General features: G+C 48.4%; 12 protein-coding genes and 1 other annotated feature. Of the genes, 5 read left to right on the top strand and 7 right to left on the bottom strand.

What is annotated here, in order from left to right; all coding sequences use genetic code 11:
- Nucleotides 1–266 precede the first annotated feature (266 nt).
- The 3 genes from clpB to rluD all read right to left on the bottom strand — a co-directional run bounded on the left by clpB (nt 267) and on the right by rluD (nt 4679).
- Nucleotides 267–2840, bottom strand: a complete 2574-nt coding sequence (clpB, locus tag VJY99_RS05770) for an ATP-dependent chaperone ClpB (protein ID WP_324117125.1) — start codon at nt 2838–2840, stop codon at nt 267–269.
- A gap of 130 nt (nt 2841–2970) precedes the next feature.
- The gene (gene yfiH / locus VJY99_RS05775) at nt 2971–3702 is read right to left on the bottom strand and encodes a purine nucleoside phosphorylase YfiH (RefSeq protein ID WP_324117126.1); all 732 of its coding nucleotides are present in this window, start codon (nt 3700–3702) and stop codon (nt 2971–2973) included.
- Nucleotides 3699–4679 (bottom strand): 23S rRNA pseudouridine(1911/1915/1917) synthase RluD, encoded by a 981-nt coding sequence (rluD, locus tag VJY99_RS05780; RefSeq protein WP_324117127.1) that lies wholly within the window; start codon nt 4677–4679, stop codon nt 3699–3701. The genes yfiH and rluD overlap by 4 nt, the downstream gene beginning before the upstream one ends.
- Nucleotides 4680–4809: 130 nt before the next feature.
- Here rluD and bamD point away from each other — a divergent pair, with 130 nt between their 5' ends.
- The 4 genes from bamD (at nt 4810) to pheA (ending at nt 7568) form a co-directional block, all read left to right on the top strand.
- The gene (bamD, locus tag VJY99_RS05785) at nt 4810–5547 is read left to right on the top strand and encodes an outer membrane protein assembly factor BamD (protein ID WP_324117128.1); all 738 of its coding nucleotides are present in this window, start codon (nt 4810–4812) and stop codon (nt 5545–5547) included.
- A gap of 269 nt (nt 5548–5816) precedes the next feature.
- A complete protein-coding gene (gene raiA / locus VJY99_RS05790) occupies nt 5817–6158 on the top strand; it encodes a ribosome-associated translation inhibitor RaiA (RefSeq protein ID WP_324117129.1) in 342 nt (113 codons plus the stop codon).
- Nucleotides 6159–6260: 102 nt separating this feature from the next.
- Nucleotides 6261–6386, top strand: a sequence feature (Phe leader region).
- Entirely contained in the window at nt 6262–6309 is a 48-nt protein-coding gene (gene pheL / locus VJY99_RS05795; protein ID WP_101706155.1) for a pheA operon leader peptide PheL, read from the top strand. (Overlaps the previous feature by 48 nt.)
- Nucleotides 6387–6407: 21 nt before the next feature.
- Complete coding sequence (pheA, locus tag VJY99_RS05800) at nt 6408–7568, top strand: bifunctional chorismate mutase/prephenate dehydratase (RefSeq protein WP_324117130.1); 1161 nt, start codon at nt 6408–6410, stop codon at nt 7566–7568.
- Nucleotides 7569–7600: 32 nt separating this feature from the next.
- Here pheA and VJY99_RS05805 read toward each other — a convergent pair whose 3' ends face one another.
- The 3 genes from VJY99_RS05805 to aroF form a co-directional block, all read right to left on the bottom strand.
- Nucleotides 7601–8473, bottom strand: a complete 873-nt coding sequence (locus VJY99_RS05805; RefSeq protein WP_324117131.1) for an SMP-30/gluconolactonase/LRE family protein — start codon at nt 8471–8473, stop codon at nt 7601–7603.
- 76 nt (nt 8474–8549) lie between these two features.
- On the bottom strand, nt 8550–9671 hold the full coding sequence (gene tyrA, locus VJY99_RS05810; protein ID WP_324117132.1) for a bifunctional chorismate mutase/prephenate dehydrogenase: 1122 nt from the start codon (nt 9669–9671) through the stop codon (nt 8550–8552).
- Nucleotides 9672–9682: 11 nt separating this feature from the next.
- Nucleotides 9683–10753 carry a 3-deoxy-7-phosphoheptulonate synthase AroF gene (gene aroF, locus VJY99_RS05815; RefSeq protein ID WP_324117133.1) on the bottom strand — a complete coding sequence of 357 codons (1071 nt, stop codon included), beginning with the start codon at nt 10751–10753 and terminating at the stop codon, nt 9683–9685.
- A gap of 274 nt (nt 10754–11027) precedes the next feature.
- On the opposite strand from aroF, the gene VJY99_RS05820 reads away from it, so the two are divergent.
- On the top strand, nt 11028–11414 hold the full coding sequence (locus tag VJY99_RS05820; RefSeq protein ID WP_083963307.1) for a DUF2799 domain-containing protein: 387 nt from the start codon (nt 11028–11030) through the stop codon (nt 11412–11414).
- 56 nt (nt 11415–11470) lie between these two features.
- Here VJY99_RS05820 and rplS read toward each other — a convergent pair.
- Nucleotides 11471–11804 (bottom strand): 50S ribosomal protein L19 (gene rplS, locus VJY99_RS05825; RefSeq protein ID WP_324117134.1); only part of this gene is annotated, 334 nt, incomplete at its 5' end.

An 11804-nucleotide genomic window follows, 5' to 3' on the forward strand; every position in this document is an offset into this window, starting at 1 on the left:
CTCGAGGAGACGTATATTACGTTTTCCTCTTTCAGAGTCAAGCGTTTATTTTCGCTTTTCATCTGGCTGACAAGCCGGTTTGTAAGCCGTTGTGCCGTGTCAGTGGAGGCGCAGTATAGGGATTTTCTGGAAGCTGACAAGTACCAAAATGCAAAAAACTTATCGTTCGCTCAATTTACAAACAATATGCCATCAGAAAGTATAATATCGCCTGGTTTTTAAACAAAAACGAGCCCCTCAGGGCTCGTTTTTATGTTTTATGTGACTTACTGCACTGCCACAATATGATTATCTTTTACTTCCAGATGCACAACTCTCCCAGGAATCAGCTCTCCAGAAAGGATTTGCTGAGCTAATGGGTTCTCAATTTGCTGCTGGATTGCGCGTTTCAAAGGCCTTGCACCATATACTGGGTCAAAACCATTCGCACTAAGCAACTTCAACGCCTCTTCTGTGATAGTGACTTCATAGCCACGGTCTTCAAGACGTTTATACAAACGCTGCAACTGAATCTGCGCAATAGAAGCAATGTGTTTTTCACCCAAAGGATGGAACACCACAACTTCATCTATACGGTTAACGAACTCAGGACGGAAGTTCTGGCTAACAACGCCGAGTACAATGTCCTTCATATGACCATAATCCAACTCACCGAAACGTTCCTGAATCAAATCAGAACCGAGGTTAGATGTCATGATCACCACCGTATTACGGAAGTCGACTGTTCTCCCCTGCCCATCAGTCAGACGCCCATCATCCAACACTTGCAATAAGATGTTGAACACATCCGGGTGCGCCTTCTCAACTTCATCCAATAGAATGACAGAATAAGGACGACGGCGAACGGCTTCTGTCAGATACCCACCTTCTTCGTAACCGACATATCCTGGGGGCGCACCAACCAAACGTGAGACTGAGTGTTTTTCCATAAACTCAGACATATCGATGCGCACCATCGCGTCATCGCTATCAAACATAAAGTTTGCCAGCGCTTTACACAGCTCGGTTTTACCCACGCCCGTTGGTCCAAGGAACAAGAACGAACCAATTGGACGATTCGGGTCGGACAAACCTGCACGGCTACGACGGATGGCGTTCGATACGGCTTCTACTGCTTCATTCTGCCCAATAACGCGGGTATGAAGTTGTTGTTCCATACGTAACAGTTTCTCACGCTCTCCTTCGAGCATGCGAGCCACTGGGATCCCAGTCCAGCGCGCCAACACTTCCGCAATTTCTGCATCAGTGACTTTGTTACGCAGCAGACGCATGGTTTTCCCTTCACTTTGAGTTGCAGCAGCAAGCTGTTTCTCGAGCTCAGGTATCTTCCCGTATTGCAGCTCAGACATACGCGCCAGATCCCCGACACGGCGAGCCTGTTCAATCGCAATTTTTGCCTGTTCCAACTCAGCCTTGATAGTCTGTGTACCAGAAAGTGAAGCTTTCTCAGCTTTCCACTCTTCTTCCAGTACCGAATATTCCCGCTCTTTGTGTCCTAATTCTTCTTCAAGCATGCTCAGGCGTTTTTGGCTAGCTTCGTCAGATTCTTTCTTCAGCGCCTGCTGTTCCAGTTTGAGCTGAATGATTCGACGATCCAGACGGTCAAGCTCTTCTGGCTTCGAGTCAATCTGCATACGAATGCTGGAAGCCGCTTCGTCAATCAAGTCGATGGCTTTATCTGGCAATTGGCGGTCTGAGATATAACGATGCGACAGAGTTGCAGCCGCAACAATGGCCGGGTCGGTGATTTGCACATGGTGATGCAATTCGTACCGCTCTTTCAGCCCACGCAAAATAGCGATGGTGTCTTCAACAGAAGGCTCGGCGACAAACACTTTTTGGAAGCGACGCTCAAGTGCTGCATCCTTCTCAATATATTGCCGATATTCATCCAATGTGGTCGCACCTACGCAGTGCAATTCACCTCGAGCCAAAGCAGGCTTGAGCATGTTGCCTGCGTCCATCGCACCATCTGCTTTACCCGCGCCAACCATGGTGTGCAATTCATCTATAAACAGAATGACATTACCTTCCTGTTTTGAAAGGTCATTCAGCACACCTTTAAGACGCTCTTCAAATTCACCACGGTACTTCGCACCCGCGACAAGTGACCCCATATCCAGCGATAACACCCGGCGACCTTTCAAACCTTCTGGAACTTCGCCATTAATAATGCGCTGAGCCAAGCCTTCAACAATGGCAGTTTTACCTACGCCAGGCTCACCGATGAGTACCGGGTTATTTTTAGTACGGCGCTGCAAAACCTGGATAGTGCGACGAATTTCTTCATCACGGCCGATAACGGGATCGAGCTTGCCCTGTTCCGCACGCTCGGTCAGATCAACAGTATATTTTTTCAATGCCTGACGTTGGTCTTCGGCACCCTGGTCATTCACGCTTTCGCCTCCACGCATTTGCTCAATTGCTGCGGTCACATTTGCCGTGGTTGCACCCGCTGATTTCAGTACATCCGTTAATGTTCCGCGCGATTCGAGTACTGCCAGAACAAATAATTCTGACGATATGAAGTTGTCATTTCGTTTTTGTGCCAGTTTGTCGCACAGGTTTAATGCACGGACTAAATCCTGCGAAGGCTGGACGTCACCGCCAGTGCCTTCAACTTGTGGTAAACGGCTTAAAGCTTGCTCAATATCGGTACGCAACTTACCAGCATTTACGCCAGCTGAGGTCAACAAAGGACGTACGGATCCGCCTTCCTGATTGAGCAGTGCGCTCATCACGTGAAGGGGTTCGATAAATTGGTTGTCGTGCCCGAGAGCTAAGGATTGGGCATCGGCGAGAGCAAGCTGGAATTTATTAGTAAGACGATCCAGACGCATAACTCCTCCCATATACAGGTCAAATTTGCTACTGGAGATTAAATGAGGTCATCCCTCAATTATTCAAGGTTAATGACCTGAAATATTTGAAGCTTTAGTTACCCGCACTGGATCGTCTTGATTCAATAGGTTATATCAGCCAAATGAAACTTGCCATACGACCTGTGGTTCTGTCGCGTCGATAGGAGAAAAAATCATCCGCTTCACTGTAGGTGCAACGGTCACCACCATAGACATGGCTAATACCTAAAGCAGACAAACGTTGACGAGCCAAGGTGTAGATGTCAGCAATGTATTTTTCCCCTACGGGGCGAAAAGCGCTATCAGCCTGAATGTCTTTAGCCATAAACGCTTCACGCACTTCAGGGCCAACTTCAAATGCTTCAGGGCCAATAGCTGGGCCAAGCCACGCCAAAATGTTTTCTGGCGCGTCTTTAAAACATGCAACGGTTTCTTCAATCACGCCTTCGCACAAACCACGCCATCCAGCATGAGCAGCCGCAACTTCGGTTCCCGCCTGATTACAGAATAGCACTGGCAGACAATCAGCTGTCATTACCGCGCAAACAGTACCCGGCGTTGCGCTATAAGAGGCATCTGCCCGTTTAGACAGATAAGGCTCACCGGTAAGCTTTAGCACGTCTGTACCATGCACTTGCTCTAACCAAACCGGTTTTGAAGGCAACTCGGCAGCAGCATAGAACAGGCGGCGGTTTTCTTCGACATCATCCAGGTTATCACCACAGTGAGCCCCCAGATTCAGCGAGTCGTAAGGCGACTGACTCACGCCGCCAATACGTGTCGAACTGCAAGCAGCAACTCCTTTGGGGAGCGGCCAATGCGGGACGATCAATTTGCTCATAGCCAGTCCAGTTGATCCTTATGGATTTCTGTATCAACACGCAGTGCTTCAATCAACTCAACCATATCCTGAGGGATTGGCGCATGCCATTCCATCAACATACCGCTGATTGGATGATGAAGGCGAAGCATCGTTGCATGCAGAGCCTGACGGTCAAATTTACGCAGCACATTTACAAACTCTTCTGACGCACCTTTTGGTGGACGCGGGCGGCCACCGTATAACTGATCGCCAACCAAAGGATGAGTGATATGCGCCATGTGAACGCGAATCTGGTGCGTACGGCCGGTTTCCAGACGCAGACGCAGACGCGTGTGCACACGGAAATGCTCCATGACTCGATAATGCGTGACCGCAGGTTTACCCATCGGATGAACCGACATATGGGTACGCTTGGTCGGATGACGGCTAATTGGCTCTTCTACAATACCACCAGCAGTCATATGACCGATGGCAACCGCTTCATATTCACGTGTGATTTCACGTAATTGCAAAGCCTCAACAAGGTGAGTTTGCGCAGGAACGGTTTTCGCCACAACCATCAAGCCGGTGGTGTCTTTATCCAGACGATGCACGATGCCAGCACGTGGCACATCGGCAATCGGCGGATAGTAATGCAGCAGCGCATTCAGTACGGTCCCATCAGGGTTACCCGCACCAGGATGCACAACGAAATCACGCGGTTTGTTAATCACCAGAATATCGTCATCTTCGTAAACGATATTGAGCGGGATGTCTTGTGGTTCCCAGCGAACATCCTCTTCGATTTCAGCATTGATAGTGACGATTTCGCCACCCAACACTTTTTCTTTCGGTTTGTCGCTGATTTTGCCATTAACCAGCACGCGCTGGTCTAAAATCCATTCTTTTATACGCGAGCGTGAATAATCCGGGAACAATTCGGCCAAAGCTTGATCTAAGCGTTGACCGAGTTGAGATTCGGATACTGTTGCGTTGAGTTGTACTAGTTGTGCCATAGACAGCTTCTTCGTTAACGTTGGGTTTTACGGCAATGCCGTTTAATATAGTGTGCTATTGTAGCTGGTCTTTATCGGGAGCTGGTACTGAGAGCCTCCCGGATAACATTCTGAGGAAAGTCAAAACGTCATGACGCGTATGAAATATCTGGTGGCAGCAGCCACGTTGAGCCTGGCTTTGGCTGGTTGCTCCAGTTCAAAGGATGAGGTTCCTGATAGTCCACCTTCCGAGATTTATGCGACTGCCCAACAAAAGTTGCAGGACGGTAACTTTAAAGCGGCGATAACGCAACTGGAAGCGCTGGATAACCGTTATCCGTTCGGGCCTTACTCGCAGCAAGTGCAGTTAGATCTTATTTACGCTTACTACAAGAATGCTGATTTGCCACTAGCGCAGGCAGCTATTGACCGCTTTATGCGTCTAAATCCTACCCATCCAAACATCGACTACGTACTTTACATGCGCGGTCTGACGGACATGGCACTGGATGATAGCGCATTACAAGGTTTCTTTGGCGTAGATCGTTCAGACCGAGATCCTGCACATGCACGCGATGCTTTCAACGATTTCTCTAAGCTGGTTCGAGGTTATCCGAAAAGCCAGTACGTCACCGATGCCACAAAGCGTTTGGTGTTCCTGAAAAATCGTTTAGCAAAATATGAGCTTTCCGTGGCGCAATACTACACTAATCGCGGCGCATGGGTTGCAGTAGTTAACCGTGTCGAAGGAATGCTGCGTGATTTCCCTGATACTCAGGCCACGCGTGATGGTTTGAAACTGATGGAAAATGCGTACCGTAAACTGCAAATGCCGGCTCAAGCCGAAAAAGTTGCAAAAATTATCGCGGCCAACAGCAGCAATACTTGATCGATCGATTTTAAAAACAAAATGGCAGCCCTTGGCTGCCATTTTTTATTGCCTGAAACGCCAAACTGAAACGGTTTAGCGTCAGGTCATCCAATCAAATATGGACGCTATTTTTAAGTTGCACAAGCTTTAAAAACAGAGATCCTGTCCTGCCTCACAAAAAGGGTTCGTTGACAAAAAGTGACAAAATAGTGTGACTTGCATCACGCTTTTTGACATTAAGAAATGTATGCTGGAGTTACCAAGACGGGAAAGACAGAGGTAACTTTATGACAATGAACATTACCAGCAAACAAATGGAAATCACCCCAGCGATTCGTCAACACGTCGCAGACCGTCTAACTAAACTGGACAAGTGGCAAACTCACCTAATTAACCCACACATTGTTTTGTCCAAAGAACCGAAAGGTTTCGTGGCTGATGCCACCATTAATACGCCAAACGGCCAGCTCGTAGCGAGCGCCAAACACGATGATATGTATACGGCTATCAACGATTTGATCAACAAACTGGAGCGGCAGTTGAATAAAGTGCAACACAAGGGTGAAGCACGTCGCACAGCAGGTTCAGTGAAAGACGTTGCTATCGCAGAAGAAGTTGAAGAAGAGTAACAAACTCGCTTTATCACACTCAACGCGCCTACGGGCGCGTTTTTTATTGACAGAGCGAAAACAGAGCGAGTACCTTACTTGTCTGACTTATCAGGAACCAACCATGAAATTAATCCCGTTTTTCTTCGCATTCTTTTTTACCTTCCCCTGAATGGGAGGCAATTCGTCGTGTGATAAAGAATGCGAAGACGAACAAACAGGCCTCCCCAAGCGGGAGGCCTTTTTTATGGACTTCGAAAAGGTAGCGTTATGAGTGAGACAAACCCGTTGCTGGCACTGCGCGATAAAATCAGCACCCTGGATGTAAAATTGCTGGCATTGCTGGCAGAGCGTCGCTTATTGGCTGTAGAAGTCGGAAAGGCCAAGCTCGCGACTCACCGCCCGGTACGTGATATCGACCGCGAGCGTGACTTGCTGGAGCGCCTGATTACCCTGGGTAAAGCGCATAATCTGGACGCCCATTATATTACGCGCCTGTTCCAACTCATCATTGAAGATTCAGTTCTGACGCAGCAAGCGTTATTACAGCAGCATCTTAATAAAACTAATCCACAATCAGCACGGATTGCCTTCCTGGGTCCGAAAGGTTCTTACTCGCACCTGGCCGCACGTCAGTATGCCGCTCGCCACTTTGAGCAATTCATAGAAAGTGGCTGTGCCAAATTCCAGGACATCTTTAATCAGGTGGAAACGGGTCAGGCTGACTACGCTGTCGTGCCACTCGAAAACACCAGTTCCGGTGCGATAAACGATGTCTACGATTTGTTACAGCATACTAGCTTGTCTATCGTTGCCGAAATGACCGTGCCAATCGATCACTGCGTGCTCGTCAAAGGCACTACAGATTTAGACGCTATCGAAACGGTGTACAGCCATCCACAACCTTTCCAGCAATGCAGCCAATTCATCAACCGTTACCCAAACTGGAAAATCGAATACTGCGAAAGTACCTCTGCGGCGATGGAAAAAGTGGCTCAGGCAAACTCGCCACATGTCGCAGCACTAGGCAGTGAAGCCGGTGGGGCATTGTATGATTTGCAAGTACTTGAACGTAATCTGGCTAACCAGACGCAGAACATTACCCGTTTCATCGTGCTGGCTCGCAAATCAATTGAAGTGACCGACCAGGTACCAGCCAAAACGACATTACTGATGGCGACAGGTCAGCAAGCTGGTGCATTAGTAGAAGCCCTTTTGGTGTTGCGAAATCACAATCTGATCATGACAAAACTGGAATCTCGCCCGATTAACGGCAACCCGTGGGAAGAGATGTTTTATCTGGATGTTCAGGCAAACTTGAATGATGACGCAATGCGCAAAGCACTCCGCGAACTGGGTGAAACGACCCGTTCGATGAAAGTACTTGGCTGCTACCCAAGTGAGAACGTTGTGCCTGTCGACCCAGCATAATACGGGGTGTAAGCCAGCATTACGCTGGCTTACTACATCACTTTAAATTTCAGTTTCGGCATTCCTGCAACCGCGACTTTAAGGGTAAAAATTGCGCCAGAAAGCGGCCGTTCAGCAACTTCGGCAGCATCCATATTTTCACGCGTCGTCGTAATGAACAAAGTTTTCATATCATCGCCACCAAAACACACCATCGTTGGGCAGCGCACCGGCATCTGATGCTCCTCCAATACATCGCCATTAGGCGATAGTCGTGCGATACGGTAGCCATCAAACAACGCCGTCCAGTAGCAACCTTCTGCGTCAATCGCCCCGCCATCAGGCATCCCCTGCCCCGGTTCAAAGCGCTTAAATACTTCACGCCTCCCCGGTTCAGCATTTTCTTCCAGCGGGGTTCTATAAATCACACGATTGGGGGTATCAGATGTATACATCCATTTTTTATCTTCACTAAAAGCCAAACCATTGGCACCATGAATATCATGCTGAATCACATGTGCAGTCAGATCGTTATCTACGCGACATAACAACGCGCCATTGTAATCCCCTGGCCCCCAAAATGTTCCGGCATAAAAACGTCCCTCTCTGTCAGTGCCACCATCATTGAATCGAGCCAGAGCCGGGTTATTAGGGTTGTCACAGACTTTGCGAGTAATAAGGCCAGTACGGTTAGTGAGATAAATCCCGCTTCGCAACGCGACAATAAAGCCCTCGTTTTCACACAAAGCAAAACAGCCGACTTCTTCGGAAAACTTAATGACATCGTGTTTTTTACTCGTGGTGTTGTAACGATGAATTTCATTTTCAAGAATATCCGTCCAGTAGAGGCAATTTTCGTCTGCACTCCACGTAGGGCATTCAGGTAGGTGACCGGTGTAATCGAACAGAACTTGCGGCAGCGCCATTTTTCTATCCTTTTAGCCAATAAAAAAAACCACCAAGTTTCCCTGATGGCTTTTGATTATAAAACCTTTCCTGAAATTACGGTCGGCTATCATTTGCCTGACGTAACAAAGTTCGACTTTCGTTCTGGAAGCGCTGCGCGTAATCGCCAAACCAATGTTCGACTTTACGGAAACTGTCGATGAAAGCTTGCTTATCACCGTGCTCAAGCAAGCCAATTGCCTCACCGAATCGTTTGTAGTAACGCTTGATAAGATCCAGATTGCTTTCCGAGGACATAATAATATCGGCGTAAAGCTGTGGGTCTTGCGCGAACAAGCGACCTACCATCGCCAGTTCCAGGCGATAAATAGGTGATGAGAGTGCAAGTAACTGTTCAAGCTGTACATTTTCTTCAGCCAAGTGCAAACCATATGCAAAAGTTGCAAAGTGGCGCAGCGCCTGAATAAATGCCATGTTTTGATCGTGTTCAACTGCCGTGGAACGGTGTAAACGCGCGCCCCAAACCTGAATTTGTTCCAGGAACCACTGGTAAGCTTCTGGTTGGCGACCGTCGCAATACACCACGACCTGCTTCGCAAGGCTTCCGCTATCTGGCCCAAACATCGGGTGTAACCCGAGTACAGGGCCCTGATGCGCGGCCAGCATGGCTTGCAGCGGACCATTTTTCACTGACGCCAGATCAACCAGAATACAGTCTTCAGGTAATCGTGGAAGTTGAGAGATAACTTGCTCGGTAATATGAATGGGCACACTCACAATCACCATGCCCGCATCGGCCATCAATTCTTGAGCATGGCCCCAGTCTTCTTTTTCAAGAATGCGAACCTGATAGCCAGAAAGGGTGAGCATCTTTTCAAACAAGCGCCCCATCTGCCCACCGCCGCCGACAATAACCACCGGACGTAGCGCAGGGAACAGAGTTTTAAACCCTTTGTCATTCTCGCTTGAGTAAGACTCGCGCATAACCCGACGCAACACATCTTCAATCAGATCAGGAGGGACACCCAGAGCTTCTGCTTCTTTACGACGTGAAGCCAGCATGGCAGCTTCACGTTCCGGGACATAAATCGGTAAACCATACTGGCTTTTGACTTCGCCAACTTCTGCTACCAATTCCAGGCGGCGTGCCAGTAGCCCCAGCAACGCCTTATCCACTTCATCAATTTGATCGCGCAGCGCGGTCAATTCAGCCACCATAGTAAAACCTCTTATGCCTGACGCGCCGCAAGCGTACCGTTCAGATCCTGATGAATCTCGCGCAGTAAAGTCTCTGTGGTTTCCCAGTCGATGCAAGCATCCGTTACAGAAACACCGTACTTCATTTCACTGCGTGGTTGCTCTGATGATTGATTACCTTCGTGGATATTACTTTCAATCATCAAGCCAATAATCGAACGGTTACCATCTTTAATCTGAGCGACAGCTGATTCAGCCACGCCCGGCTGGCGGCGGTAGTCTTTGTTTGAGTTGCCATGGCTGCAATCTATCATCAAGGCTGGGCGGAGTCCCGCCTGCTCCATCTCTTTTTCACACTGCGCGACATCTGCCGGGCTGTAGTTTGGCGCTTTGCCACCACGTAAAATCACATGGCCATCAGGGTTCCCCTGAGTCTGCAACAAGCAAACCTGACCTGCCTGGTTGATACCCACGAAACGGTGCGGCATAGATGCGGCACGCATCGCATTAATCGCCGTTCCCAGGCTACCGTCAGTCCCATTTTTAAAACCAACCGGCATTGAAAGGCCAGAAGCCATTTCACGGTGAGTCTGAGATTCGGTGGTACGTGCACCGATTGCGGACCAACTGAACAGGTCACCCAAGTATTGCGGGCTGTTAGGATCAAGTGCTTCCGTCGCCAGCGGCAGACCCATGCTGACCAATTCTACGAGTAAGTGACGAGCAATTTTCAAACCCGTTTCAACATCAAACGAGCCATCCATGTGTGGATCGTTGATAAGCCCTTTCCAGCCAACGGTAGTCCGTGGCTTTTCAAAATAGACGCGCATCACGAGGTACAGACTATCGCTAACTTGTTCAGACAACGTTTTAAAACGACGAGCATATTCAATCGCGGTATCAGGGTCGTGGATCGAGCAAGGTCCACAGACTACCAACAGACGAGGATCGCGCCCTGCGATAATGTCGGAAATCGTCTGACGGGAGTGTTCGATCTGCGCTTCTTGAGAGGCAGTAAGCGGGAATTCCGCTTTCAGTTGATCCGGAGTGATTAATACCTGTTCGTCAGAAATATGAACGTTGTTCAGCGCGTCTTTTTGCATGATGGCTTTCCTGTTAGCTCGTTTGCGATAGTCGTTTCCTCAGTGAGGATGGCACTACCTTACCAGCTTTAGTAAAGATTGCAATCCAAAATACGTAAACAATACATTACACCAATCAAATAATTGCCGCTTAAAGCACACTTAACATCACTTATTGTAAACTAAATTATACACGACTGCATAAGCACGCTATTTATCTGCTCAAGCATGCAGTCTGTGAAAATAGCGTAATGCAAAGCCATAAGCGCTCTATGCTCAGTTAATACAGTTTGAAATGGATATCCTCACTATGCGCTGTTTAGCCTTGATTCCAATCTTATTGCTGTCTGCTTGTTATGTTGACCCATACACCCATGCCCCAACTCCGGCCCCCACCGACTGGTATCAGGCTGGCTGGGATGATGCGATGTCTGGACAACCCATAAGAAGTAATCCCGTCATTGCGCATTTGCATAACGATGAAAATGTCGATCGAGAAGAATGGTTAAAAGGATATGCAGATGGCCAGCAGCGGATTTGTGATCCCAATTTCTTAACCGTTCAGGGGCAAAATGGGAAATCATTTCCTGCCAGTTGTGAAACCTTACCTGATGTTACGGATCGTCGCGCGGTATGGGAAAAGGCCAGCCGAGAAGGATTGCAGCAATCGCTCATGCGTTAAATAAAAAAGGGCTGCCAGATGGCAGCCCTTGATATGGATGTCGCGTTAGCGAAATCTTACTTGGTAAGACGCTCTTTGATACGAGCAGATTTACCAGTACGCTCACGCAGGTAGTACAGTTTAGCTTTACGAACGGCACCACGACGTTTAACAGTAATGCTGTCGATTACTGGGGAGTGAGTCTGGAATACACGCTCAACACCTTCGCCGTTGGAAATTTTACGAACAGTGAATGCAGAGTGCAGACCGCGGTTACGGATAGCGATAACCACGCCCTCAAATGCCTGCAGACGTTTTTTAGAACCTTCAACGACCCATACTTTCACTTCCACGGAATCACCCGGACGGAATGAAGGTACATCCTGTTTCATCTGTTCTTGTTCAATTTGC

Source organism: Buttiauxella sp. (genome assembly GCF_035271705.1).
In the GTDB taxonomy this organism is placed as follows: Bacteria; Pseudomonadota; Gammaproteobacteria; order Enterobacterales; family Enterobacteriaceae; genus Buttiauxella.

Bases quoted from the DNA above. Each gene is read 5' to 3' on its own strand.
- clpB (WP_324117125.1), bottom strand. From the start codon at position 2,840: ATGCGTCTGGATCGTCTTACTAATAAATTCCAGCTTGCTCTCGCCGAT.
- yfiH (WP_324117126.1), bottom strand. From the start codon at position 3,702: ATGAGCAAATTGATCGTCCCGCATTGGCCGCTCCCCAAAGGAGTTGCT.
- rluD (WP_324117127.1), bottom strand. From the start codon at position 4,679: ATGGCACAACTAGTACAACTCAACGCAACAGTATCCGAATCTCAACTC.
- bamD (WP_324117128.1), top strand. From the start codon at position 4,810: ATGACGCGTATGAAATATCTGGTGGCAGCAGCCACGTTGAGCCTGGCT.
- raiA (WP_324117129.1), top strand. From the start codon at position 5,817: ATGACAATGAACATTACCAGCAAACAAATGGAAATCACCCCAGCGATT.
- pheA (WP_324117130.1), top strand. From the start codon at position 6,408: ATGAGTGAGACAAACCCGTTGCTGGCACTGCGCGATAAAATCAGCACC.
- VJY99_RS05805 (WP_324117131.1), bottom strand. From the start codon at position 8,473: ATGGCGCTGCCGCAAGTTCTGTTCGATTACACCGGTCACCTACCTGAA.
- tyrA (WP_324117132.1), bottom strand. From the start codon at position 9,671: ATGGTGGCTGAATTGACCGCGCTGCGCGATCAAATTGATGAAGTGGAT.
- aroF (WP_324117133.1), bottom strand. From the start codon at position 10,753: ATGCAAAAAGACGCGCTGAACAACGTTCATATTTCTGACGAACAGGTA.
- VJY99_RS05820 (WP_083963307.1), top strand. From the start codon at position 11,028: ATGGATATCCTCACTATGCGCTGTTTAGCCTTGATTCCAATCTTATTG.